The 24,961-nt window shown below is 62.1% G+C and carries 21 protein-coding genes; 10 read left to right on the top strand and 11 right to left on the bottom strand.

Annotated features, from left to right (window positions below; translation table 11 throughout):
* Positions 1–56: 56 nt before the first annotated feature.
* Genes adeC through J1N02_RS20820 form a run of 3 tightly spaced genes read right to left on the bottom strand, consistent with a single transcriptional unit; the run spans position 57 to position 5,824 of the window.
* A complete protein-coding gene (gene adeC / locus J1N02_RS20810; protein ID WP_027604394.1) occupies positions 57–1,514 on the bottom strand; it encodes an AdeC/AdeK/OprM family multidrug efflux complex outer membrane factor in 1,458 nt (485 codons plus the stop codon).
* Positions 1,511–4,672 (bottom strand): efflux RND transporter permease subunit, encoded by a 3,162-nt coding sequence (locus J1N02_RS20815; RefSeq protein ID WP_027604393.1) that lies wholly within the window; start codon positions 4,670–4,672, stop codon positions 1,511–1,513. Before J1N02_RS20815 ends, adeC begins: the two co-directional genes overlap by 4 nt.
* A gap of 3 nt (positions 4,673–4,675) precedes the next feature.
* Positions 4,676–5,824, bottom strand: coding sequence for an efflux RND transporter periplasmic adaptor subunit (locus J1N02_RS20820; protein ID WP_027604392.1), 1,149 nt, complete (start codon positions 5,822–5,824; stop codon positions 4,676–4,678).
* 285 nt (positions 5,825–6,109) lie between these two features.
* Between J1N02_RS20820 and J1N02_RS20825 the strand changes: the two genes are divergently transcribed.
* Complete coding sequence (locus J1N02_RS20825; protein ID WP_027604391.1) at positions 6,110–6,742, top strand: TetR family transcriptional regulator; 633 nt, start codon at positions 6,110–6,112, stop codon at positions 6,740–6,742.
* Positions 6,743–7,037: 295 nt separating this feature from the next.
* Here the strand turns inward: J1N02_RS20825 and J1N02_RS20830 are convergent, their stop codons facing one another.
* The 3 genes from J1N02_RS20830 to J1N02_RS20840 are packed head-to-tail and all read right to left on the bottom strand — an operon-like array spanning position 7,038 to position 9,628.
* Complete coding sequence (locus J1N02_RS20830; protein ID WP_027604390.1) at positions 7,038–8,093, bottom strand: alkene reductase; 1,056 nt, start codon at positions 8,091–8,093, stop codon at positions 7,038–7,040.
* Positions 8,094–8,121: 28 nt separating this feature from the next.
* Positions 8,122–9,288: an MFS transporter gene (locus J1N02_RS20835; RefSeq protein WP_027604389.1), complete on the bottom strand. Its 1,167-nt coding sequence runs from the start codon at positions 9,286–9,288 to the stop codon at positions 8,122–8,124.
* Positions 9,289–9,301: 13 nt separating this feature from the next.
* Positions 9,302–9,628, bottom strand: a complete 327-nt coding sequence (locus J1N02_RS20840; protein WP_027604388.1) for an ArsR/SmtB family transcription factor — start codon at positions 9,626–9,628, stop codon at positions 9,302–9,304.
* Between the two features lie 154 nt (positions 9,629–9,782).
* Between J1N02_RS20840 and J1N02_RS20845 the strand changes: the two genes are divergently transcribed.
* Positions 9,783–10,367: an ACP phosphodiesterase gene (locus tag J1N02_RS20845; RefSeq protein WP_421147679.1), complete on the top strand. Its 585-nt coding sequence runs from the start codon at positions 9,783–9,785 to the stop codon at positions 10,365–10,367.
* Between the two features lie 52 nt (positions 10,368–10,419).
* On the opposite strand, the gene J1N02_RS20850 is transcribed toward J1N02_RS20845, so the two are convergent.
* Entirely contained in the window at positions 10,420–11,211 is a 792-nt protein-coding gene (locus tag J1N02_RS20850; RefSeq protein WP_421147680.1) for a lysophospholipid acyltransferase family protein, read from the bottom strand.
* Positions 11,211–11,966, bottom strand: coding sequence for an L-ornithine N(alpha)-acyltransferase (gene olsB, locus J1N02_RS20855; RefSeq protein ID WP_027604385.1), 756 nt, complete (start codon positions 11,964–11,966; stop codon positions 11,211–11,213). Before olsB ends, J1N02_RS20850 begins: the two co-directional genes overlap by 1 nt.
* Before the next feature lie 184 nt (positions 11,967–12,150).
* On the opposite strand from olsB, the gene J1N02_RS20860 reads away from it, so the two are divergent.
* From J1N02_RS20860 to J1N02_RS20875, 4 genes are all read left to right on the top strand, one after another.
* A complete protein-coding gene (locus J1N02_RS20860) occupies positions 12,151–13,224 on the top strand; it encodes a serine hydrolase domain-containing protein (protein ID WP_092356503.1) in 1,074 nt (357 codons plus the stop codon).
* Complete coding sequence (locus J1N02_RS20865) at positions 13,221–13,535, top strand: hypothetical protein (protein ID WP_027604383.1); 315 nt, start codon at positions 13,221–13,223, stop codon at positions 13,533–13,535. The genes J1N02_RS20860 and J1N02_RS20865 overlap by 4 nt, the downstream gene beginning before the upstream one ends.
* A gap of 90 nt (positions 13,536–13,625) precedes the next feature.
* A complete protein-coding gene (locus tag J1N02_RS20870; protein WP_027604382.1) occupies positions 13,626–14,216 on the top strand; it encodes a YceI family protein in 591 nt (196 codons plus the stop codon).
* Position 14,217: 1 nt separating this feature from the next.
* Positions 14,218–15,375: a phospholipase D-like domain-containing protein gene (locus tag J1N02_RS20875; protein WP_027604381.1), complete on the top strand. Its 1,158-nt coding sequence runs from the start codon at positions 14,218–14,220 to the stop codon at positions 15,373–15,375.
* A 63-nt stretch (positions 15,376–15,438) separates the two neighbouring features.
* Here J1N02_RS20875 and bglX read toward each other — a convergent pair whose 3' ends face one another.
* Positions 15,439–17,730: a beta-glucosidase BglX gene (gene bglX / locus J1N02_RS20880; protein WP_421147681.1), complete on the bottom strand. Its 2,292-nt coding sequence runs from the start codon at positions 17,728–17,730 to the stop codon at positions 15,439–15,441.
* A 238-nt stretch (positions 17,731–17,968) separates the two neighbouring features.
* Here bglX and J1N02_RS20885 point away from each other — a divergent pair, with 238 nt between their 5' ends.
* From J1N02_RS20885 to J1N02_RS20900, 4 genes are all read left to right on the top strand, one after another.
* Complete coding sequence (locus J1N02_RS20885; RefSeq protein WP_065928260.1) at positions 17,969–18,580, top strand: LemA family protein; 612 nt, start codon at positions 17,969–17,971, stop codon at positions 18,578–18,580.
* Positions 18,581–18,598: 18 nt separating this feature from the next.
* Positions 18,599–19,327: a TPM domain-containing protein gene (locus J1N02_RS20890; protein WP_027604378.1), complete on the top strand. Its 729-nt coding sequence runs from the start codon at positions 18,599–18,601 to the stop codon at positions 19,325–19,327.
* Positions 19,328–19,355: 28 nt separating this feature from the next.
* Positions 19,356–19,973 carry a TPM domain-containing protein gene (locus tag J1N02_RS20895; RefSeq protein WP_027604377.1) on the top strand — a complete coding sequence of 206 codons (618 nt, stop codon included), beginning with the start codon at positions 19,356–19,358 and terminating at the stop codon, positions 19,971–19,973.
* A gap of 121 nt (positions 19,974–20,094) precedes the next feature.
* Complete coding sequence (locus tag J1N02_RS20900; RefSeq protein ID WP_098480236.1) at positions 20,095–21,312, top strand: class I SAM-dependent methyltransferase; 1,218 nt, start codon at positions 20,095–20,097, stop codon at positions 21,310–21,312.
* 4 nt (positions 21,313–21,316) lie between these two features.
* Here the strand turns inward: J1N02_RS20900 and J1N02_RS20905 are convergent, their stop codons facing one another.
* Together J1N02_RS20905 and J1N02_RS20910 are read right to left on the bottom strand one after the other, a co-directional pair.
* Positions 21,317–22,210 carry a DMT family transporter gene (locus J1N02_RS20905; RefSeq protein ID WP_027604375.1) on the bottom strand — a complete coding sequence of 298 codons (894 nt, stop codon included), beginning with the start codon at positions 22,208–22,210 and terminating at the stop codon, positions 21,317–21,319.
* Positions 22,211–22,312: 102 nt separating this feature from the next.
* Positions 22,313–24,871: a TonB-dependent hemoglobin/transferrin/lactoferrin family receptor gene (locus J1N02_RS20910; protein ID WP_421147682.1), complete on the bottom strand. Its 2,559-nt coding sequence runs from the start codon at positions 24,869–24,871 to the stop codon at positions 22,313–22,315.
* Between the last annotated feature and the right edge of the window lie 90 nt (positions 24,872–24,961).

Raw genomic sequence — 24,961 nt, forward strand, 5'->3', positions numbered from 1 at the left:
GGCCATAAAAAACCGCCTCCTGATAAGGGAGGCGGTTTTTGTTTATTGCGGCGCTATCAGAACAACTTCAACGCCGGTGCTTCTTCTTTCAACGGCTCGTTCTTCGCGGTCTGCTCGTTCCAGCCACCACCGAGGGCCTTGTACAGGTTGACCTCGCTGGTCAGCTGCGCCAGGCGGTCGGTGATCAGCGATTGCTGGGCACTGAACAGTTGGCGCTGGGCGTCGAGGAAGGTCAGGTTGCTGTCGACACCGATGCGGTAGCGACGCTCGGCCAGGCGGTAGTAATCCTGGTTGGCCGCGACGAAGCCACGCTGGGCCTCCAACTGCTGCTTGTAGGTCTCACGCGCGGCGAGGCCGTCGGAGACTTCCTGGAAGCCGGTCTGGATCGCCTTCTCGTAGTTCGCCACGTTGATCTCTTTCTGGATCTTCGAATAGTCCAGGCTGGCGCGCAGGCTGCCGGCGTTGAAGATCGGGATGTTGATCTGCGGGGCGAACGACCAGGTGCCCGAACCGCCTTTGAACAGGCCGCCCAGGGTAGGGCTGGCGGTACCGGCGCTGGCGGTCAGGCTGATGCTCGGGAAGAACGCTGCACGGGCCGCACCGATGTTGGCGTTGGCGGCCTTGAGGTTGTACTCGGCCTGCACGATGTCGGGACGACGTTGCAGCAGGTCGGAGGGCAAGCCGGCCGGTACGTCGCTGAGCAGGTCATCCGACAGCGGCTTGCTGGCGATATTCGCCGGCAGGCCGGTGCCCAGCAGCAGGGTCAGGTTGTTTTCGTCCTGGGCCACCTGGCGGGTGTAGCGTGCCAGCGCTACGCGGGCATTTTCCACCGAGGTGCGTGCCTGGCTGAGGTCGAGGGCCGACGCCACACCGACTTCATTGCTGCGCGAGGTCAGTTTGAAGCTCTGCTCGTACGCGCCGAGGGTGTCCTGGGTCAGCTTGAGCAGTTCCTTGTCGGCCTGCCAGGTCAGGTAGGCATTCGCCACGCTGGCCACCAGGCTGATCTGGGTGCTGCGCCGTGCTTCTTCAGTGGCGAAGTACTTTTGCAGCGCTTCTTCACTCAGGCTGCGCACACGACCGAACAGGTCCAGCTCATAAGAACTGATCCCGAGGCCGGCCGAGTACTGGCTGGTGATGGTCGATTCGCCGGTCTGCGACAGCTTGGCCGGGGTGCGCGAACGGCTGCCGCTGCCCGTGGCCGATACGGCCGGGAACAGGTCGGCACGCTGGATCTGGTACTGCGCCGCATACGCGTCGATGTTCAGCGCCGCGACACGCAGGTCACGGTTGTTCACCAGCGCGGTCTGGATCAGCTGTTGCAGGGCAGGGTCATGGAAAAACTGCTTCCAGCCCTGCTCGGCAGCGGCCTGGCCCGGCGCCTGGGCCGACGAATACGCCGGCCCCTGTGGGAACTGAGCTGCCACCGGCGCTTCAGGGCGCTGGTAGTCAGGGATCAGCGAGCAGCCACTGAGCACGAATGCGGTGACGGCTAAGGAAAGTAGCGACTTGCTCATTGGCCAGCCTCTTGAGGAGTTTGCTTAGGTTCAGTCTTGTTACGTTCGCCCATGGCGGACACGCTCGCGAAGAACAGGGGGACCCAGAAGATCGCCAGCACCGTGGCCGTGATCATACCGCCAATGACACCGGTACCGATTGCGTGCTGGCTGCCTGAGCCGGCACCCGAGGAGATCGCCAGCGGCAACACGCCGAGGACGAACGCCATGGAGGTCATGATGATCGGCCGCAGGCGCATCCGCGAGGCCTCGATGGCCGCCTCGACGATGCCTTTGCCTTGCTCGTGGAGTTCCTTGGCGAACTCCACGATCAGGATGGCGTTCTTCGCCGCCAGGCCCACCGTCACCAGCAAGCCCACCTGGAAGAACACGTCGTTGGACAAGCCGCGCATGCTGGTGGCGATCAACGCACCCACCACGCCCAGTGGAACCACCAGGATCACTGCGATCGGGATCGACCAGCTTTCGTACAGCGCCGCGAGGCACAGGAACACCACCAGCAGCGACAGCGCATACAGTGCCGGCGCCTGGGAGCCGGACAGGCGTTCTTCATACGACAGGCCCGTCCAGGCGTAGCCCACGCCCGCCGGCAGTTGCTTGGCGATGCGTTCGACTTCGGCCATGGCGTCACCGGTACTGTAGCCCGGTGCCGGGGTACCGAGGATTTCCATCGCCGCTACACCGTTATAACGCGAGAGCTTCGGCGAGCCGTAGATCCACTTGCCCGAGGCGATGGCCGACAACGGCACCATCTTCCCGGAGTCGCTGCGCACGTACCATTTGTTCAGGTCTTCCGGGGACATCCGGCTGGCGGCTTCACCTTGCACGTAAACCTTCTTCACCCGACCACGGTCGATGAAGTCGTTGACGTAGCTGCCACCCAAGGCAATCGCCAGGGTCTGGTTGATGTTGGACAGCGTGATGCCCTGGGCACTGGCCTTCTCGTCGTCGACGGTGAGCTCGTATTGCGGCTCATCGTTCACGCCGTTGGGGCGCACACCGGCCAGGATCTTGCTCTGGGCAGCCATGCCCAGGAACTGGTTACGCGCCGCCATCAGCTTTTCATGGCCGACACCGCCCTGGTCTTGCAGGAACACGTCGAAACCGGTGGCGTTACCGAGTTCCAGTACAGACGGCGGCACAATGGCAAACACCATGGCGTCCTGGAAGGTCTGCATGAAGTAACCCTGGGCACGCTTGGCAATCTCGAACACCGAGGTGGACGAGTCGCGCTCATCCCACGGCTTGAGCATCACGAAGGCCAGGCCCGAACTCTGGCCACGACCGGCGAAGTTGAAGCCGTTCACGGTAAACACCGATTTCACGCCTTTGCCTTCGCCCGGCTCGCCTTCCTTGTCATTGAGCAGGTAGGCGCGCATGTCGTCGATGACTTTTTGCGTGCGTTCAGCCGACGAGCCTACCGGGGTCTGCACCTGGGCAAAGATCACGCCCTGGTCTTCATCGGGCAGGAACGCAGCCGGGATGCGCATGAACAGCCAGATCATGCCGGCGATGATCAGGGCGTACACCAGGAACGCCGGGATCTTGTGCTTGATCATGTTACCCACGCCGCGCTCGTAGCTCAGTACGCCACGGTCGAAGGTGCGGTTGAACCAGCCGAAGAAACCACGCTTGGGTTGGCCGTGTTTTTCCGGGTCGATCGGCTTGAGCATGGTGGCGCACAGGGCCGGGGTGAAGATCAGGGCAACCAGTACCGACAACGCCATGGCCGAAACGATGGTGATGGAGAACTGTTTGTAGATCACACCGGTGGAGCCGCCGAAGAATGCCATCGGCAACAGTACCGCCGACAGTACCAGGGCAATACCCACCAGGGCGCCCTGGATCTGGCCCATGGACTTGACCGTCGCCTCTTTCGGCGACAAATGCTCCTCGGCCATTACCCGCTCGACGTTTTCCACCACGACGATGGCGTCGTCCACCAGCAGGCCGATGGCGAGGATCATGCCGAACATGGTCAATGTGTTGATGGTGAAACCGAACGCCGCGAGGATCCCGAAGGTACCCAGCAATACCACCGGTACGGTCATGGTGGTGATGATGGTGGCGCGGAAGTTCTGCAGGAACAGGAACATCACCAGGAACACCAGCACGATCGCTTCGATCAGGGTGTGCACTACACCGGAGATCGATTCGGTCACGACCGGGGTGGTGTCATACGGCACCACCGCCTTCATGCCAGGCGGGAAGAACGGTTCCAGGGACGCCACGGTGGCACGGATGGCCTTGGCGGTGTCCAGGGCGTTGGCGCCCGACGCGAGCTTGATCGCCATACCGGAAGCCGGGTTGCCGTTGAACTGCGCGCTGATGCTGTAGTTCTGGCCGCCGAGTTCGATACGCGCCACGTCACGCAGGCGAACCTGGGAACCGTCGGCATTGACCTTCATGAGGATATTGCCGAACTGCTCAGCCGTCTGCAGGCGGGTCTTGCCGATGATGGTGGCGTTCAGCTGGTTGCCGGGCAGGGCAGGCAGGCCGCCCAATTGACCGGTGGCCACCTGGACGTTCTGTGCCGAGATGGCCGTGCTGACATCCACCGGCGTGAGCTGGAAGTTGTTCAGCTTGGCCGGGTCCAGCCAGATACGCATGGCGTACTGCGAACCGAACACCTGGAAGTCACCCACACCTGCGGTCCGGGAAATCGGGTCCTGGATGTTGGAAACGATGTAGTTGGACAAGTCATCCTTGGTCATGCTGCCGTCTTCCGACACCAGGCCGATCACCATCAGGAAGTTCTTCACCGACTTGGTTACGCGGATACCCTGTTGCTGCACTTCCTGCGGCAGCAATGGGGTCGCCAGGTTCAGCTTGTTCTGCACCTGCACCTGGGCGATGTCCGGGTTGGTACCCTGGTTGAACGTCGCGGTGATGGTCATGCTGCCGTCGGAGTTACTGTCCGAGGCCACATAACGCAGGTTGTCGATACCGTTGAGCTGCTGCTCGATGACCTGCACCACGGTGTCCTGCACGGTTTGTGCGGACGCGCCTGGGTAGGTTACCTGGATGTCGATGGCGGTTGGCGCGATGGCCGGGTATTGGTTGATGGGCAACTTCAGGATCGACAGTGCCCCGACCAGCATGATCACCAGGGCAATTACCCAGGCGAAAATGGGACGGTCGATAAAAAATTTCGACATGGATTACTCCCCCTGGCCAGGCGCGGCAGCAGGAGCAGCGGCGGAACCGGCGGGCTTGGCGTTGTCAGCCTCCTTGACCTTGACCTCCACACCCGGCTTGACGTACTGCAGGCCTTCGGTGATCACGCGGTCACCGGCGTTCAGGCCTTTCTCCACCAGCCAATAGGCGCCGGCGGTGCGGTTGGCCACCAGTACACGCTGCTCGACCTTGTTGTCGGCGTTGACCACCAGCGCCGTCGGGATGCCCTTGAGGTCGCGGGTCACGCCTTGCTGTGGCGCGAGGATCGCCTTGCTGTTCACACCGGCTTGCAGCTGGGCGTGCACAAACATGCCCGGCAGCAGGGTGTGGTCAGGGTTGGGGAACACCGCGCGCAGGGTCACGGAGCCGGTGGTCTGGTCGACCGAGACTTCGGAGAATTCCAGTTTGCCGTCATGGCCGTAGTCGCTGCCGTCTTCCAGGGTCAGCTTGACCTTGGCGGCGTTGGCGCCGGCTTTTTCCAGTTGGCCGCTTTCCAGGTCGCGGCGCAGTTTCAGCATTTCAGCCGAAGACTGCGTGACGTCGACGTAGATCGGGTCCAGTTGCTGGATTACCGCCATGGCATCGGTCTGGCCATTGCTGACCAGCGCGCCTTCGGTCACCGAAGAACGACCGATACGCCCGGAGATCGGCGCGAACACCTTGGTGTAGCGCACGTTGATCTGGGCGGTTTGCACGTTTGCTTCCGCAGTCATGCGGTTGGCCACGGCGGTGTCGTATTCCTGGCGGCTGACGGCTTGCTCATCGACCAACTGCTTGTAGCGGTCGGAGATGGACTTGGTCTGGGTCAGGCTGGCTTGTGCGCTTTTCAGCGTGGCTTCATAGACCGACGGATCGATCTGATAGAGCTGCTGGCCTTCCTTCACATCCGCGCCTTCCTTGAACAGGCGCTTGAGGATGATGCCGTTGACCTGTGGGCGAACTTCCGCGATGCGGTAGGCGGTGGTGCGGCCTGGCAGCTCGGACGTCAGGGTATAGGCTTGCGGTTGAATGGTGACCACGCCGACCTGAGGGACTTGAGCGGGCGGAGCCGCTTCTTCCTTTTTACATCCGCTGAGCAGCGATGCCAGGGCGACGGCAGTGACCAGAGCGGTAACAGCTGGCTTAAGTTGCATGAAGATCCTCGGGTCAGGCGCGCAGGGTGCGCACAAGAAGTGTGGAAGGGTAAAAAACACGCTGTGAGTAGATAAGTAGCTTGCTACGCAATATACTTACGTTCATGGTTGTTTGTAAACTCTTGACAGGCTGCGCGGATTGTTGACAAAGCAAGCCAAAAGCCTCGATTCCACTACGTTCGGCGCCCATGACGGTGTCGTCCCACAAATATTCGGATGATCGTTAACGTCTATTAACACTGCGTTAGCGATAGTCTTATGTGTCCTGATTGAGGTTGTACTGCCATGGTTCGTCGCACTAAAGAGGAAGCTCAGGAAACGCGCAGCCAAATTCTCGAAGCCGCCGAGCAAGCCTTTTATGAACGCGGCGTTGCACGGACTACGCTGGCGGATATCGCTGCGCTGGCCGGTGTCACGCGGGGCGCCATTTATTGGCACTTCAGTAATAAATCCGATCTGTTGCAGGCCCTGCTGGACACGCTGCATGAGCCACTGGACGAATTGGCCAGGGCCAGTGAAAGCGAGGACGAAGTCGATCCGTTGGGGTGCATGCGCAAGCTGCTGATTCATTTGTTTCATCAGGTGGCCCTGGACCCGAAAACCCGGCGCATCAATGAGATTTTGTTTCATAAGTGCGAATTCACCGATGAAATGTGCGACATGCGCCGTCAGCGCCAGACCCACAGCCTGGAATGCAACCTGCGCATCGGCCTGACACTGCGTAACGCGGTCCATCGCGGGCAACTTCCGGAAAACCTCGACACCACCCGTGGCGCAGTGTGCATCCATGCCTACATCAACGGGCTGATTGGCCAGTGGCTGCTGGTACCCGACAGCTTCCAGCTACATCAGGAGGCCGAACGCTGGGTGGATGCAGGGCTCGATATGCTGCGCCTGAGCCCCAGCCTGCGCAATTGAGACAAAATGCGTAATTGCATCAGGTTGTGTCAACAGTAAAGCCTAAGGACCGTCAATCGTCCTTCTGCCTGATAGGTGGGGTGACTTTATATACGGGCTGGCGGGCGGTTGATACATAGCCGCCTAAGTATTTTGTAGGGATTTTGTTGCAAGGCTGTTAAGGAGTGTTTCCCAGGGCAACAATGTGGGAGGGGGCTTGCCCCCGATGGCAGTGGTTCAGTCAACACATACAGTGACTGAGGCATCGCCATCGGGGGCAAGCCCCCTCCCACATTTGGTTTCGCGTGTCGGGTGATTACAGTGGCAGCGTCGGGTAATCGATGTAGCCCACCGGGCCCTGGCCGTAGAAGGTTTCCGGATGCGCTTCGTTCAACGGCGCATCGGCTTTCAGGCGTGCTGGCAGGTCCGGGTTGGCAATGAACGGCACACCCCAGGCCACGGCGTCCGCTTTGCCTTCGGCCAGCCAGGCATTGGCGCTGTCCTTGGTGAAACGTTCGTTGGCGATGTACACGCCGCCAAAGGCCTTTTTCAATTGAGGACCGAGGCTGTCCGCACCTGCCTTTTCACGGGAGCAGATGAAGGCGATACCACGCTTGCCCAGCTCGCTGGCGACGTAGGTGAAGGTCTCCTTCAGGTTGTCGTCGCCCATGTCGTGGGCATCGGCGCGCGGTGCCAAATGCACACCCACACGGCCAGGGCCCCAGACCTCGATGGCCGCATCGGTCACTTCCAACAGCAGGCGTGCACGGTTTTCCAGGGAGCCACCATAGTTATCGGTGCGCTTATTGGTGCTGCTTTGCAGGAACTGGTCGAGCAGGTAGCCGTTGGCGCCGTGGATCTCCACGCCATCAAAGCCTGCGGCCTTGGCGTTCTCGGCGCCGGTGCGGTAAGCGTCGACGATGTCGGCGATTTCAGCGGTTTCCAGGGCACGCGGCGTCGGGTAGTCGGCCAATGGGCGCACCAGGCTGACGTGACCTTTAGCCTGGATCGCGCTCGGCGCCACTGGGGTTTCGCCGTTCAGGTAGGACGCGTGGGAAATGCGGCCGACGTGCCACAGTTGCAGGAAGATCTTGCCCCCTGCGCCATGCACGGCCTTGGTGATATTGGCCCAGCCGCGCACCTGGTCGTTGGACCAGATGCCCGGCGTGTCCGGGTAGCCCACGCCCAGCGGTGTCACCGAAGTGGCTTCGCTGAGGATCAGCCCGGCGGAAGCACGTTGCACGTAGTACTCGGCCATCAGCGCGTTGGGTACGCGGCCGGCATCGGCGCGGCAGCGGGTCAGCGGCGCCATGATGATGCGGTTCGACAGCTCCAGGTCGCCCAGTTTGATCGGATCGAAAATAGTCGTCATGGGAAAACACCCTTCTCTTTGAAGTTGATCAGTGGGTCGCAGGGGCCAGGTCGGCATCGCCGCCCTGACGGAAAGTAATCAGGGTCACCAGCAGCGCCAGGATCGCCAGGGCCGCTGCCGCCAGAGGCACGCTGCTCAGGCCGAAACCGTGGGCAATCACGCTGCCGCCCACCCAGGCGCCGAGGGCATTGCCGATGTTGAAGGCGCCGATGTTCAGGGTGGACACCAGGTTCGGTGCGGCCTTGCCGAAGGTCACCACGTTGATCTGCAGCGCAGGTACGGCGGCAAATGAAGCGGTGGCCCAGAGGAACAGGGTGATCTCGGTCGGGATCACGGCGACGCTGGTCCAGGTCAGCGCGGTGGACACCACCGCCATACTGATAAACACGCCGATCAGGGTGGCTGCCAGGCGTTTGTCCGCCAGCTTGCCGCCGATGATATTGCCCACGGTGAGGCCCAGGCCGATCAGCAGCAGGGTCCAGGTCACGCCTTTGGGCGACACGCCGGTGACATCGCCGAGCAGCGGCGCAACATAGGTGAAGAGGGTGAACATGGATGCGGCGAACAGCGCGGTCATGCTCAGCGACAACCAGATGCCGGCACCCTTGAGGGCGGCCAGTTCGGCGCGCATGTCGAGTTTTTCTTCGTCACGCTTGGCCGGCAGGAAGCGGATTAGGCCGATCAACGCCACTACGCCAATCACCGTCACTGCCCAGAAGGTCGAGCGCCAGCCGGCTTCCTGGCCCAGCGCGGTGCCCAGTGGCACACCAAGCACGTTGGCCAGGGTCAAGCCGGTGAACATCAGGGCCACGGCCGAAGCGCGCTTGTTGGCCGGCACCAGGTTGGCGGCGACCACCGAACCGATGCCGAAGAACGCACCGTGGCATAGCGCGGTGATCACACGGGCAACCATCAGCACGTTGTAGTCACTGGCCAGGGCGCAGAGCAGGTTGCCGATAATGAAGATGCCCATCAACGCTACCAGGGCCGCCTTGCGGGGCAACCTGGCGGTGGCCAGTGCCATAAATGGCGCACCAATGGCCACGCCCAGGGCATAGCCGGTGACCAGCCAGCCGGCGCCGGGAATCGACACGCCGAGGTCCGCCGCCACATCAGGCAGCAGGCCCATGATCACGAACTCGGTAGTGCCGATGGCGAAGGCGCTCAGGGCCAGGATGAGTAGCGAGAGGGGCATTATCGTTTCCTTGTTACAACGTCGCGCTGATTTCAGCGCTGAGTTCAGTGGTAAGCGCCGCGAGGAAGGCTTGGATCACTTCCTCATTGCGCTTGAAAAAGTGCCACTGCCCGGCCTTCTGGCTGCTGATCAATCCCGCCCGTTGCAAGGTGGCCAGGTGGGCCGACACGGTCGACTGGGACAAGCCGCAGCGCTGGTCGATCTGCCCGGCACAGATGCCGTATTCGTGGTTGTGCACTTGCTCGGGGAACTGCACTTTCGGGTCTTTCAGCCAGGTGAGGATGTCTCGTCGTACTGGGTGCGCCAGGGCTTTTATTATTTCGTCGAGGTCGATGGACATGGCAGGTGCTCGGTGTCGTAAAGCGTTATATCGCGATGAGGCGAACTTTAAATCGTTATATCCCGATATACCAATATGAATTTGCTCTGAGCTCAGGCTGAATCGGTATATCGGGTTATAACGATACGTTGGCGCCAGTGCTAGACTGCGCGGCATGAATTATCTCGCACATCTGCACCTGGGCGGCCAATTTCCTGCGCAACTGCTGGGCAGCCTGTATGGCGACTTTGTCAAAGGCCGCCTGCAAGGCCAGTTCAGCCCGCCAATCGAAGCGGCGATCCAGTTGCATCGCTCGATCGACCGCTTCACCGACAGCCACCCGTTGGTGGGCGAGGCGTTGTCGCGCTTCAGCCTGACCCGCCGGCGCTATGCCGGGATTGTCCTTGATGTGTTCTTCGATCACTGCCTGGCGCGGGATTGGGCGCTGTACGCCGACCAGCCCCTGGAGCACTTCACCTCGCAGGTGTACCGCGTGCTGGCGGCCGAACCGCAGTTGCCGGGGCGGCTGGCGCAGATAGCGCCGTATATGGCGGCGGATGACTGGTTGGGGTCGTACCGCGAGTTTGCGGTGATGGAGCCGGTGTTGCGCGGGATTTCGCGGCGGCTCACACAACCTCAGGAATTAGGGTTTGCGATGCAGGAATTGCGTGAGTTGTATGAGCCGTTGAGTGAAGACTTCCGGATCTTCTACCCCGAGTTGCAGAAATTTGCCCAATTCCAACTGACAACGCAGAACTAAATGTGGGAGGGGGCAAGCCCCCTCCCACATTTGGAGCAGTGTCTAGCTCATATCACGCGGCAAAGGCTGGTCGCGCCGCTACTTGTTCAGCCTCCGGCACCGGCCCAAACAACGCCTTCTGCACCGCCTGCTGCGCCTGGAACGCCAGCGCCGCACGTTCCTGCCCGGCGCAGGCAATCGGTTTGAGCACGTGGATTTCCACATCGCCCTGGTCATTGCCGAACAGGCGCATCAGGTGCGAGAGCAAATCGTCATCGCCAATGAACGGTGCCAGCGGGTCGATCTGCCCATCCCGCAGATAACGGATGGCCACCGGTTGCAGCGACACATCCGCATCAATCGCACTGGCCAGCAAGCGCCCGTGGAAGGTGCGCAGGCTGCGGCCGTCGGTGGTGGTGCCTTCGGGGAACATCAGCAGCGGGTGCTGTTGTTCCAGATGGCGGGTCATCTGCTTGCGGATCAACTGGCTGTCACCCGAACCGCGACGGATAAACAAGCTACCGGCCTTCGCCGCCAACCAGCCGGCCACCGGCCAGGTGCGCACTTCGGCCTTGGACAAAAACGACATCGGCGCCACTGCGCCCAGCAACGGAATATCGGTCCAGGACACGTGGTTGCTCACCCACAGCATTGGCTGCGTCGGCAACTCGCCGTGCACTGTCACGCGAAAGGGCAGGGCGTTGGTCAACCGCGCCATGAAGAACCGCGACCAGCGTTGGCGACGCACCATCGAATTGGCCACGCCCAAGCGTTCGAACACGCCAAACACGCTGGCCATGCTCAAGCCCAGCGCCACTACCACCAGCACCCGGGCAATGCGCCCGTACACGCGCAGGCGGCTCATCACATGGCCGCCTTGAAGTGGCGCGCATAGCGCGGGCATAGCTCATCGCGCTTAAGCAGGATGAACACGTCGGCGACCTGGAAATCTTCATCCCAGCACGGCTCGCCGCAGATCTTCGCACCCAGGCGCATGTAGGCCTTGAGCAGCGGCGGCATCTCGGCGATCACGTTGGTCGGCAGGTCCAGCGCCGGCAGCGGTTTTTTCGGTTCGGCGCGCAGGTGTTCGTTGCACAGGTAACGTTCGCGCAGGCGCTGCATGATCGCGTGGGCCTGGATGCCACCGTCGTGCATCGGGATGCTCGCGCAGCCCATCAGGTAGCTGTAGCCGCCCTGGTTGAGCACTTCGGCCAACTCGCCCCACAACACGGCGATGGTGCCGCCGTTGCGGTAGGCCGGGTCGACGCAGGTGCGGCCGATTTCCAGGATCGGGCCCTGCAGATGCAGCAGGCCATGCAGGCTGAATTCTTCTTCGCTGTAGAACCGGCCCAGGGTGCTGGCGGCCTGGTGGTCGAGCAAACGGGTGGTGGCGACGAGTCGACCGCTGTTCAAGTCCCGCACGCCGATGTGGCTGCAGTGAACATCATAGTCATCCATGTCCAGGCCGTGTTCCGCGCCTTTGAGCTTGGCGTTGAACTCGCCGCTGAAGACGTTGAAACGCAGGGCCTGGGCTTCCTGCAAAGCCTTGGCGCCAACCAGGCGTTCGGCTTGCAGACGGCGTTCATTGCCGGTGTCGCTGATGCGGGCGATCTGAGTCATGGCGAATCTCCGAGTGCCAGCCACGTTTCGGCCGGTCGACTTTGTTGTCCAAAGTCAGGCTATGTAGCCCCGGTGTCATCTCCATGAAGTTATGGTGACGCTTGGATGACAGGGCCTCTGTAGCAAATCTGTCATTGCCCTCGGCTAGGCTCGCGGGCTTGAATGCTCCCTTGAGTGTGTGTCCATGGTCAGAGGCCTGCTGTGCGTTTCCCTGCTGTTCGTCACCGTTACCGCCTGCGCTGAAACCTGGCCCGACAAGGACTGGGCCAAGGGCACGCCGCTCGCAGGACCCGCCGTCGAAGCCCTTGACGCCTATGCATTCCCGCCCCGTGACGACACTGCCCGCCAAGGCATTCGCACCGACGCGCTGCTGGTGATCCGCGACGGTGTGGTCATCTATGAACGCTACGCCGCACCGACCACGGCCAGCACGCCACACTTGACCTGGTCCATCAGCAAAAGCCTGATGGCCACGGTGCTCGGCGTGGCCTACGGCGAAAACCGTTTCAAACTGACCGACCCTGCGGCACGCTTTTACCCGCCGATGAAACAACACCCCAAGGTGACCATGGCCGACCTGCTGCACTGGGCCTCGGGCCTGGACTGGCAGGAAGAGTATGAATACGCGCCGCTGAAGTCCTCGGTGGTGGCGATGCTTTACACCCGTGGTCGCGCCGATATGGCCGAGTTCGCCGCCAGCACTGAGTCCTTCAGCGCACCGGGCCAGGCCTTTCGTTATTCCAGCGGCGACAGCAATATCCTGTCCGCCGCGCTCAAGGGCATGCTCGGCCACAAGGCGTACATGAGTTACCCCTGGGACGCGCTGTTCAAGCCGCTGGGCATTCATAACGCCACCTGGGAAACCGATGCCGACGAAACCTTTGTCGCCTCGTCCTATGCGTTCCTCACCGCGCGTGACCTGGCGCGTGTCGGCCTGCTGATGGCCCGCGACGGGCGCTGGGGGGATCAACAATTGCTGCCCAGGGACTGGGTGGCGTTCAACCGCCAACCCTTCGACAAATACACCGCCGGCCAGGACGAAGCCGTCCCCGGTGGCCAATGGTGGCTCAACCAAGGCGCCTCGAGACCCTGGCCCGACGCCCCCGCCGACACCTTCGCCGCCCTCGGTCATTGGGGCCAGGCGCTGTACGTGATGCCCGACGAACACCTGGTGATCGTGCGCTATGGCGATGATCGCGACGGCAGCTACCGCCACAACGAACTGCTCAAGCGCGTGCTTGCGGCGGTGCAACCATGATGCGTCGTCGGCCGTTTACCAGCCTTTTTCTGGTGCTGTTGCTCGCCCTGTCAGGCTGGGTTTGGCACGAGCGCGTCAACCTGCAAGCCTTCCCCGATATCATCGCGGCGTATACCGCCAAGGAGTACTGCTCGTGCCGCTATGTGGCGAACAATCCAGCCGACTATTGCCGGGGTTATGTGAAGCAGTACGTGCCCACCAGTGGGTTCAGCGATAACCCGGAACGCAGTGAAGTGACGGCGAGTGGCTTGGGGCGTACGCACAGCGCGCGGTGGTTGGGGGATCGACAGGGCTGTCGTCTGAATCCCTGACACAGCGCAAGTCACCCCCCACATTGGATTTGCGCCGTTCGTGACATTGCGCTTAAGGTTCGTGCAGGTTTTTCGCCCCACGAGTCCTTAATGTTCAACGCTTCTGTTATCAAACCCCTGGCCTTCGCCCTGCTGGCCGCTGCCGCGGTGCCCGCCCATGCCGACTGGTACCTGGACAACGAGTCCTCGCGCCTGTCGTTCGTTACCACCAAAAACACCGAGATTGCTGAAGTCCATCGCTTCCTGGTGCTACACGGCAAGGTCGACAGCAAGGGCGCGGCGCAATTGGAAGTAGAGCTGGAGTCGGTCAACAGCGGCATCCCGCTGCGCGACGAGCGCATGCGCAACCAGCTGTTCGAGATCAAGACTTTCCCCGAGGCGCTGATCAGCGCACAGATCAATCTGCAACCCATCAATGACCTGGCGCCTGGCGCGCAACTGGAACTGCGCTTGCCCTTGAGCGTCACCCTGCATGGCAAGACCCAGACCTACAGCGCCGAGTTGTTGGCCACGCGCCTGGATGACCGACGCTTCCAGGTGGTGACCCTGGAACCGGTGGTGTTGCGTGCGGAGGATTTCGACCTGGCGCCGGGGGTGGCGGCGTTGCGCAAGGCGGCTGGGCTTAAGTCGATCAGTTTGTCGGTGCCGGTGGGTGCGGTGCTGATCTTTACGGCGCGCTGACATGAGCGGCGCAGTGTTCCCGTGGCGCAGCGCCAACCGTTTCGAGTTGTTGATCGACGGCCCGCAATTTTTTCCGCAGATGCTGGTGGGCATTGCCCGGGCCGAGCGGCAAGTGGAGTTGGAATTGTATCTGGTGGAGGCTGGCGCCTGCGCCGAAGCGATGGTGCAGGCGCTGGTGCTGGCCGCCGAGCGCGGCGTGCGGGTGCGCTGCCTGTTTGATGACTACGGCAGCCTGGCGTTTACCCTGGGGCTGCGTAAGCGCCTGACCGACGCCGGTGTGGAGCTGCGTTTCTACAATCGCCTGAGCTGGCGCCGCTGGATGCGCAACCTTTATCGCGACCACCGCAAGCTGTTGCTGATCGACCAGGAAACTGCCGTGGTCGGCGGCACGGGCGTCACCGATGAGTTCTGGACGCCGGGGCAAGACACCGCCGAGTGGCATGAGGTGATGGTGCAGGTCCACGGCCCGCTGGTGCTGGACTGGCAAGCGCTGTTCGAACGGCAATGGCACGCCAATGTCGCGCGCCGGGCGTGGAAGCCCGCCACCCATTTCGGTTTGCCGCGTTTGCCCAAGGTGCCGGCGACGGGGCCAGGCCTGGGCCGAGTGGCCTATGCAGACGCCCGACAGCACCGCGATATCCTGCAATCGCTGATCCGCGCGCTGAACAGCAGCCAGCAACGTATCTGGTTCGCCACGCCGTATTTCCTGCCCACCTGGGGCGTGCGCCGCGCATTGCGTCGGGCCGCAGGGCGTGGGGTGGATGTGCGTTTGCTGCTCACCGGCCCGCGCACCGACCACCCCTCCGTGCGCTACGCCGGGCACCGTTATTACCCGCGCTTGCTGCGTGCAGGCGTGCAGATCTTTGAATACCAGCCGTGCTTTTTGCACCTGAAGATGGCGCTGGTGGACGATTGGGTGAGTATCGGCTCGTGCAACTTCGATCACTGGAATCTGCGCTTCAACCTGGAAGCCAACCTGGAAGCGTTGGACCCCGGGCTGACGCAGGCGGTGGCGGCGAGCTTTACCGCGGATTTTGCCCAGAGCCTGGTGGTCAGCCTGGAAGCGTGGAAGGCGCGGCCGTTGTGGCGGCGGGTGAAGCAGCGGGTGTGGGGGTGGATTGATCGGTTGGTGGTGAACCTGCTGGATCGACGCGGCTAGCAAGAACACTGAGGTCAAATGTGGGAGGGGGCTTGCTCCCACATTTTTTGACCGTGTCAGGTGTTAGAGCAGTTCGAAGGTCTGCTGCTGTACGTCCTGGGAGTCCAGCCCGATCTGCACATTGAACTCACCCGGTTCGGCGGCGAACTTGAGCTGGGTGTTGTAGAACTTCAAGTCGTCCTCGGTGATGGTGAAGTGCAGCGTGCGTTCTTCGCCAGCCTTGAGCATGACCTTCTGGAAGTTCTTCAGCTCCTTGATCGGACGGATCATCGAACCCGCCACGTCCTGGATATACAACTGCACCACGGTTTCGCCATCGACCTTGCCGGTGTTCTGCACCGTGACGCTGGCGTCGAGCTTGCCGGTCTTGTTCAGGGTGGTGGACGACAGCGCCATGTCCGACAGGCTGAACGTGGTGTAGCTCAGGCCATAGCCAAACGGGAACAGCGGCCCGGTGGTGTCATCGAAGTACTGTGAGGTGTAGTTGCCCGGCTTGCCCGGGGTGAATGGCCGGCCAATAGTCAGGTGGTTGTAGTAGGTCGGAATCTGCCCCACGGAGCGTGGGAAGGTGATCGGCAGCTTGCCAGATGGGTTGTAGTCACCGAACAGCACGTCGGCGATGGCGTTGCCGCCTTCGGTACCGGCGAACCAGGTTTCCAGGATCGCGTCGGCTTGTTGTTTCTCTTCCAGGATCGACAGCGGGCGGCCGTTCATCAGTACCAGCACCAGCGGTTTGCCGGTGGCTTTCAGGGCCTTGATCAGGTCGCGCTGGCTTTGCGGGATATTCAGGTCGGTGCGGCTCGACGATTCGTGGGACATGCCACGGGATTCACCCACGGCGGCGACCACCACGTCGGCATCCTTGGCGGCCTTGACCGCTTCATCGATCATCACCTCGGCCGGGCGGGTGTCATCCACCACTTCCGGTGCATCGAAGTTGAGGAAGTTGAGGTAGTCGACCACCGCCTTGTCGTTGGTGATGTTGGCGCCACGGGCGTAGATGATCTTGCCTTTTTCGCCGATGACCGCGTTCATGCCGTCAAGCAGCGTGACCGATTGCTCCGGCTTGCCGGCCGCCGCCCAACTGCCCATCATGTCGATCGGCGCCTTGGCCAGTGGGCCCACGAGCGCGATGGTCGCGGACTTTTTCAGCGGCAGGGCGTCGTTCTGGTTCTTCAGCAGCACCAGGCTGCGGCGCGCCACATCACGGGCCTCGGTACGGTGCAGGCGGCTGTCGGCGTAGGTGTCGGCCGGGTCATCCTCGGCCTTGCCGATGCGCAGGTACGGGTCTTTGAACAGGCCCATGTCGTACTTGGCGCCGAGCACTTCACGCACGGCGTTGTCGATGTCGCTCTGTTCGATCTCGCCGGACTTGAGCAGCCCCGGCAATTCCTTGCCGTACAACGAGTCGTTCATGCTCATGTCGATGCCGGCCTTGATCGCCAGCTTGGCGGCTTCGCGCCCGTCCTTGGCCACGCCGTGCTTGATCAGCTCGAAGATCGCGCCGTGGTCGCTGACGGCCAGGCCCTTGAAGCCCCAGTCCTTGCGCAGCAGGTCGTTCATCAGCCAGGTGTTGGCGGTGGCGGGCACGCCATTGATCGAGTTCAGCGCCACCATCACGCCGCCGGAGCCGGCCTTGATCGCCGCGTGGTACGGCGGCAGGTAGTCCTGGTACATCTTGACCGGGCTCATGTCGACCACGTTGTAGTCACGTCCGCCTTCCACTGCGCCGTAGAGGGCGAAGTGCTTGACGCTGGCCATGATGCTGTCGGCATTCGCGGGGCTGGCGCCCTGGAAGGCCTTGACCATCACTTCGGCAATCCGTGAGACCAGATAGGTGTCTTCACCGAAGCCTTCGGACGTGCGACCCCAGCGCGGGTCGCGGGAGATATCGACCATCGGTGCAAAGGTGATGTCGAGGCTGTCGGCGGCGGCTTCCTGGGCGGCGATACGCCCGGAGCGGCCGATGGCGTCCATGTCCCAGCTGGAGGCCAGGGCCAGGCTGATCGGGAAGATCGTGCGGTGGCCGTGGATCACGTCATAGGCGAAGAACATCGGGATCTTCAAGCGGCTGCGCATGGCCGCGTCCTGCATCGGACGGTTTTCCGGGCGGGTGATGGAGTTGAACGTGCCACCGATGCGGCCGGCGGCGATTTCCTTGCGGATCAGCTCGCGGGGCATTTCCGGGCCGATGCTGATCAGGCGCAATTGGCCGATCTTTTCGTCCAGGGTCATCTGCTTGAGCAGGTCGCTGACGAAAGCGTCCTTGTCCTTAAGCGCAGCAGGCTTTGTTTCTGCCCAGACGGGGTGGGTGGCCAGCGTGGCAACAAGGCCGAGCAAACACAGCTTCTTCATGAATATCCTTTTTCGGCTCACTGCACAGCGCTTGGGCTGATCGGCCAAAATGTGGGGAGCGTCTATTGTTGTTCGGGTGTTGTTCAGATAAATGCAGCACACTCTGAACTCTTTATCGCGCTGGGCATCTTTGTAGCTGATTGGCTCGATGCATTCCAGTGGTGGCGGATTATGCCCCAAGCGTGTGGTTTTTAGGGTTAGTCGTCATATTCCATCCAGTTTGGGCAGGAGAAACACCATGCAAGCAGCACAACATTCCCGCTGGGGCCTCAAGGCCGCGGCTTTGCTATTGATCAGCACAGTATTGAGCGGCTGCGGCATCAATAACATCCCGACCCTGGACGAACAGGCCAAGGCGGCCTGGGGCCAGGTGCAGAACCAGTACCAGCGCCGCGCCGACCTGATCCCCAACCTGGTGGAAGTGGTCAAGGGTTACGCCGCCCATGAACAGGACACCCTGACCGCCGTGATCGAGGCGCGGGCCAAGGCCACCTCGATCCAGGTGGATGCCAGCACCCTGGACAACCCGGAAAAACTCAAGCAGTTCCAACAGGCCCAGGACGGTTTGAGCGGTGCCCTCAGCCGCTTGATGGTGGTCTCCGAGCGCTACCCGGACCTGAAGGCCAACCAGAACTTCCTGGCCCTGCAATCCCAGCTCGAGGGCACCGAAAACCGCATCGCCGTGGCCCGTCGCGATTTCATCCAGGCCGTGCAGGCGTACAACACCGAGATCCGCACCTTCCCTGGCCGCCTGTGGCACAGCGTGATGTACAGCGACCTGCCGATCCGCGCCACCTTTGAAGCCACCAGTGCCGATGCCGATAAAGCGCCGCAAGTGAAGTTCAAATAAGGCTGCACTGAGGTGTCGATGCGTTTATTACGGATAGGCCTGGCGCTATGGATGCTGGCCTGCGTGGGGGTGGCCCAGGCGGCGCTGACGTTCCCGGCGTTGAGCGGGCGGGTGGTGGACACCGCCCAGATGATCGACCCGGCCACGCGCGAGCACATCACCCAGCAGTTGCAGGCGCTGGAGCAGACCCGTGGCGACCAGATCGTGGTGGTCACGGTGCCCGACCTGCAGGGCGTGCCCATCGAGGACTACGGTTACCAGTTGGGTCGCCAGTGGGGCATCGGCCAGAAGGGCAAGGACAACGGCGCGTTGCTGATTGTCGCCCGTGACGAGCGCACGTTGCGGATCGAAGTTGGCTATGGCCTTGAAGGCGTGCTCACCGATGCGCAGGCCTGGGTGATCATCAACCAGGTGATTGCGCCCAAGTTCAAGGCCGGCAATTTCAGCCAGGGCATCAGCGACGGCGTGGCGGCGATGGTGCAGGTGGTCGGCGGCGAACCGCTGGCGGTGCCGGCGCATGTGGCGGATGCCAACTTTGCCAAGGATAATCCCGGCTTTTCCATCGGCCTGTTCATCCTGCTGATCGGCGTGTTGTGGCTGTGCAATCGCATGGGCCTGCCGGTGGGCGCGATCTTTTTGGCGATCCTCGGCAGCAGTGGACGCGGCGGCGGTGGCGGGGGAGGTGGCGGCGGTTTCCGAGGCGGCGGTGGTGGCTTCGGCGGCGGCGGCGCGTCGGGCGGCTGGTAATGACAATAACTAGAGAGCAACTACAACCATGGCATTACTGACTGAACACGAGCAGCGCCAAGTCGCCGAAGCGATTGCCCGGGTCGAAAAAACCACCGACGCCGAACTGGTCACCGTGCTGGCGGCCCGCGCCGACGATTACGCCTACATCCCCCTGCTGTGGGCCAGCCTGATCGCCTTGGTGGTACCGGGCGTGGTGCATTACCTGTCGGGCTACCTGACCATGTACACCTTGCTGTTGGCGCAGTGGGCGACGTTCATCGTGTTGTGCCTGCTGTTTCGCCTGCCCAAGGTGACCACCCGCCTGATCCCGCGCTCGGTACGCCATTGGCGCGCCTCCAACCTCGCGCGCCGGCAGTTCCTGGAGCAGAACCTGCACCACACCCTGGGCAGCACCGGGGTGCTGATTTTTGTCAGCGAAGCGGAGCGTTATGTGGAAATCCTGGTGGACGAAGGTATCTCCAAGCGCCTGGATAACAGCAGTTGGGATGCCATCGTCAAGGCGTTTACCCAGCAGGTGAAACAGGGGCAGACGCTGGCTGGGTTTATTGCCTGTATCGAGGCGTGTGGCGAGTTGTTGAAGGTGCATGTACCGGTGACACACGCCCGGAATGAACTGCCAAATCGCCTGGTCGTACTCGAATAGAACATCCAGCACCGGAGATCAAATGTGGGAGGGGGCAGTACCGTTGATCAAATAACCCCGTGCCCTGAACCCCCATCCCCCCTAAAATGCCCGGCATTCCCTGCCCGAGGCGTTTTTGTTCATGTCCGTTACCGCTCAACCTGCCAGCCCCGCGCCGGATCATCACGCCCAGTTCATCGAACTGTTGAGCACAAGCCTTGCGCAGAACGCCTTTATCAAGCTGGTGCTGGCCAAATACGTCGGCGACGAAGCCGAGTTGCAGCGGCTGATCATCAAGGCGGTGACCGTCAAGGAGCAGCCGTGCCTGTCCTTCGTCTACCGCTACAAGACCCGCGACATCACCAAGAACTTGGCGCTGGCCGACGGCGTGGCGGCGATTGCCGCGTTGCTGCCGGGCTCGTTCAAGAACGCGCACCTGCTGTCGCTGACCGACGAAGCCCAGTTGGAATACAGCAAGAAGAACAAAAGCTCGCTGTTCAGGAGCAAGCCTCAGCAACTGCGCGAGGCGCCATCGGCCGAGCATAACCGTGAGAAACATCGCTTCCTCGACCTGAGCCGGCCGTTCCTCGCCGACCTGGGCGTGACCGACGCCAGGCAGGCGCTGATCCCGTCGATGTCGCGCAAGTGGAAGCAGATCAACAAATTCATCGAAGTGTTCAGCCATGCGCTGACCTCCTCACCGCTGAAGCTGGACCAACCGGTGCGCGTCGCCGATTTCGGTTCGGGCAAGGGCTACCTCACGTTTGCGATCCACGACTACCTGCGCAACACCCTCAAGGCCGAAGGCGAAGTCACCGGCGTCGAGTTGCGCGAAGACATGGTGACCCTGTGCAACACCGCCGCCGCTCGCCTGGAACACCCGGGGCTGGTGTTCAAATGTGGTGATGTGCGCAGCGTGGCGCCCAGCCAACTGGACGTGATGATCGCCCTGCATGCCTGTGACGTCGCCACCGATTACGCGATCCACACCGGCATTCGTTCCGGCGCATCGATCATCATGTGCTCGCCGTGCTGCCATAAGCAGATTCGCCTGCAGATCCAGAGCCCGGCGCTGCTCAAGCCGATGCTGCAATACGGCCTGCACCTGGGCCAGCAGGCGGAAATGGTCACCGACAGCTTGCGTGCGTTGTTCCTCGAAGCGTGCGGCTACGAGACCAAGGTGTTCGAATTCATCTCCCTGGAACACACCAACAAGAACAAGATGATCCTGGCGGTCAAGCGTGCGGAGCCGGTGGACAACGCGCAGTTGCTGGAGAGAATCCAGGAGTTGAAGGCGTTCTATCACGTCTCCGAACACTGCCTGGAAACCCTGCTGCGCGCGGATGGCTACCTTAAATAGGGGCTCACGCCGACTTAGCGATCGGCGCAGCCTGCACCGCGGTCTTGCGCCCGAGCATCACCGTCACGATGACCCCACAGGCAAACACCCAGGTAATCGGCTCGATATGTTCACCAAAGAACAGCGCCGAAAACGCGATGGTGAAGAAGATCTGCAACAGCTGAATCTGGCTGACCCGCGCAATGCCGCCCATGGCCAGGCCGGCGTACCAGGCGAAGAAGCCCAGGAACTGCGAGAACAGCGACACATAGCCGAACGCCCACCAGGCGCGCATCGAGACCGCGCCTTGGTGCTGCGCCGTCAGGTACCACACCGGGCCGATCAACACCGGCGTGGACAGTACCAGCGCCCAGCAGATCACCTGCCAGCCGCCCATCTCCTTGGCCAACCGGCCACCTTCGGCATAGCCCAGGCCACCCACGGCTATCGCGCCGAGCATCAATAAATCGCCGGCCTGGATACTGCCGGCGCCGGTGATCAATGCATAACTCAACACCAACCCGCTGCCCAGCGCCGCGCAGGCCCAGAAGGCTTTCGACGGCCGCTCATGGGACAGCCACGCCGCATACAGCGCCACGCACAGCGGTTGCAGGCCATTGACCAGTGCGCCATGGGAGGCCGGCAAGGTTTGCATGGCCCACGCCGACAGCACCGGGAAGCCCAGAATCACCCCGGCAATGACCAGGCACAAACCCCGCACCTGGCGCCAGGTCGGCCAGCGCTCGCGGCGCCACAGCAACAGCGCCGCCGCCGGGACCGCCGCGAACAAGGCACGGCCCAGGCCGTTGAGCAACGGGTGGATCTCCTGCACCACGATACGGGTGAAGGGCAGGGTCAGGCTGAAGATGATGACACCCAGCAGGCCGAGGGCCATGCCGGTGTTTTCGCGCGAGCTCATGGGCGGGATCCGAAATCCAGAGGGCTTCAAGGGAAGCCCATCTAGCCACAACCCCCGCCGATTGCGGGCCTACAGCTGGGTGCGGATTTATCCGTACAGTTTTCAGAAGAAGCGCGTGATGCTGATCTTGGCGTCGCGCCCCTTGGTGTAGGCACGGTCGCCGCTCAGGGCCGGACGGAAGTTGTTGTTGAACATATTGTCCAGGGTGAAGTTGACCTCAGTGCCCTTGAGGTACGCTTGCTGCGGCTTCCATTTGGCGAACAGGCCCTGGGTGTTGTAGCGCTTGTTGCCATACTGGTCGTAGAACACGTCGCCGACGCTGGAGCCCGGGCCGCCCGAATATTTGTCGCTGGGCAGGCGGTCGGTGGCGCCGACGAATTGCCCCGTCCAACCGACCTGGGCATCCCAGGCCGGGATGTTGGTCCCTAACACCAGTACCCATTTGGTCGGCGGAATATCGCGTGCCGACACATCCGGCCCCCACGGGTTGGTGTAGGCCCCTTCGTGTTGGCCGGTGGCATAGGCGTACGATACCGAGCCGAACAGGTAGGTGGAGTTATAGAACGACTCGACCTCGAAGCCCTTGATGGTCAGGCCGCCGATATTGCGATAGTTGGACATCGCCCCCGGCGGGCAGGCCGTGGAAATGCTGCCGCCGTTGATGGCCTGGTTCTGGCAGCCCACACCGGTAGCCTTGAAGATCTCGTCCTCGACTTTGTTGTGGAACAGGGTCGTGCGTATTTGCAGGTTGTCATCCTGGGCGATCAGGTTATCGAAGCTGGTGATGTTACCCACGGTGATCGAGGTGATGCGCTCCGGGTCGAGGTCGACGCTGGTGGCGGTGCGGCTGCCCAGGCCCTGCACTTCGTACTGCTCGTCGATCACCGGCGCGCGCCAGGTCTGGCTCCAATTGGCAAACAGCCCGACATGGGGGGTTACCGTCCAGAACAGCGCCAGGCGCGGCGACCAGCCGGTGTAGGTCCGGTCGCTGTAGTCGTGGCCGACGGCCGGGTCGGGGTTGCTGTAGTACGGCGCATCGTTGGCCTCGCCGCGGTTGCGCACGTGGTCGTAGCGCAGCGATGGGGTAACGGTCACGTCCCCCAGGGTCACCGCGTCCTGGATGAAGAAGCTGTTGGTATCGACCTTGCCATGCGGCATGAAGCCCGGTTGGAAATGCCCGTAGTTGTAGAGTGGGGTGTTGTAGGTGGCGCCGGGCATCCACATCTCGGTTTTGCGGGTGTGCTTGCGAATTTGGCCGCCGAGGGTCACTGCGTGTTGCAAGGGACCCGTGTCAAACAGGCTGACGTTACGGATGTCGAGGTTCTTGTCGGTGTAGGCCGTGTCCATCTTGCGCCCGCCGGTGGCCAGCTGGAAAAACGCCGTGGCATCGCGCTCGTCGGTCTGGTCGGTGTTGGACTGGGAATATTTGACGGTCAGGTCCACCAGCGGGTTGTCCAGGGGCTGGTACTCATACTTGCCCGACCACGTGGTGTCGACGGTATCGCGGTGGGCTAAAAAACGCTTGAGTGCCCCCTCGTAGCCGTAGCGGTCAATGTTGGCCTGAGTCGGTGGCGTGGGGTAGCTGGCGGCGGAAAACGGTGTCCAGCGGTTGCTGTGGGACCGTGAGTAGGACAGGCCGACGCTGTGTTCATCGGTGAAGTGCGCATTGACCTTGAACAGCTTGCCGTCCACATCCTGGGCCGTATTGGGCAGGCGTTGGGGGTTGATCGGGTAACGGTTGTTCTCATTGGGCAGCTTGGCGGCCACCTTCATGTCGTCACCGTCGCGTTTTGTCAGGTAGGCCAGCGCGTCGAAACGGCCATCGTCGGTGCGGCCATACACGGCGCTGCTGTAGACCTGTTCGTGGTCGTTGCTGGAATAACCGTACTTGAGCATCGCACCGCTGTTGCGACCGTCCTTGAGCAAATCCGGGGCATCCTTGGTGGTCATGTTCACCGTACCGCCAAAGCCGCCGTTCCCGCTGAACGGCGAGTTGGGGCCTTTCTCCACTTCGATGCTCTTGATCAACTCAGGCTCGATAAACACGGTGCCTTGCTGGTAGCGCTCGAAACCGCTTTTGGTCGCGCCATCGACGGTCAGCGGCACGTCTTCGGCATCGCCGAAGCCACGGATGTTGATGGTCTGACCGCCGGGTTTCAGTGAGCCACCCTGGCTCACGCCGGGCAGGGTCTGCAACAGGCTGGGGATGTTATTGGCCTGGTAGCGATCGATATCCGCCTGGCTCAGGGTGGAGCGGCCGACGGTGCTCGAGTCGACATGATTGCCGGTGCCGATCACGCTCAGGGTGTCCAGCTGGATCGCGCCGCTCTGGGTGGTCTTGGCCTCTTCGGGCTTTACCACGTATGTGCTGCCGACCTTGATCAGGGTGAACTCACCGTTTTTCAGCAGGCTGCGAATCGCAACTTCCGGTGTGAAGTCACCGTTGAGCGCCGGTGCCTGCACGTTCTTGAGCAGCTCCTCATCGAACAACAGCTGGATCTTCGCCTGCTGCGCTACTTGGCTCAGGGACGTGGCCAGCGCCTGGGCGGGCAGTTGCAGGGTGAATGACTCGGCTTGGGCGCCGAGGCTGAACGCCAGGCAGGTGGCGATAAGGGTCGGTCGAAGATACAGGTGCGAAGCGTGGCAAGGCGCGCGAAACATGGAATCCCCCGGAGCGGCCAAATGGCCAAAAAGGTGTGCTGATCAGATACAGACCGGAGGAAGACGGGGCAGGCAAAAAAATCCACACCT

Origin of the sequence: Pseudomonas sp. NFX5, assembly GCF_049132125.1 — a bacterium.
Classification (GTDB): Bacteria; Pseudomonadota; Gammaproteobacteria; order Pseudomonadales; family Pseudomonadaceae; genus Aquipseudomonas; species Aquipseudomonas marginalis.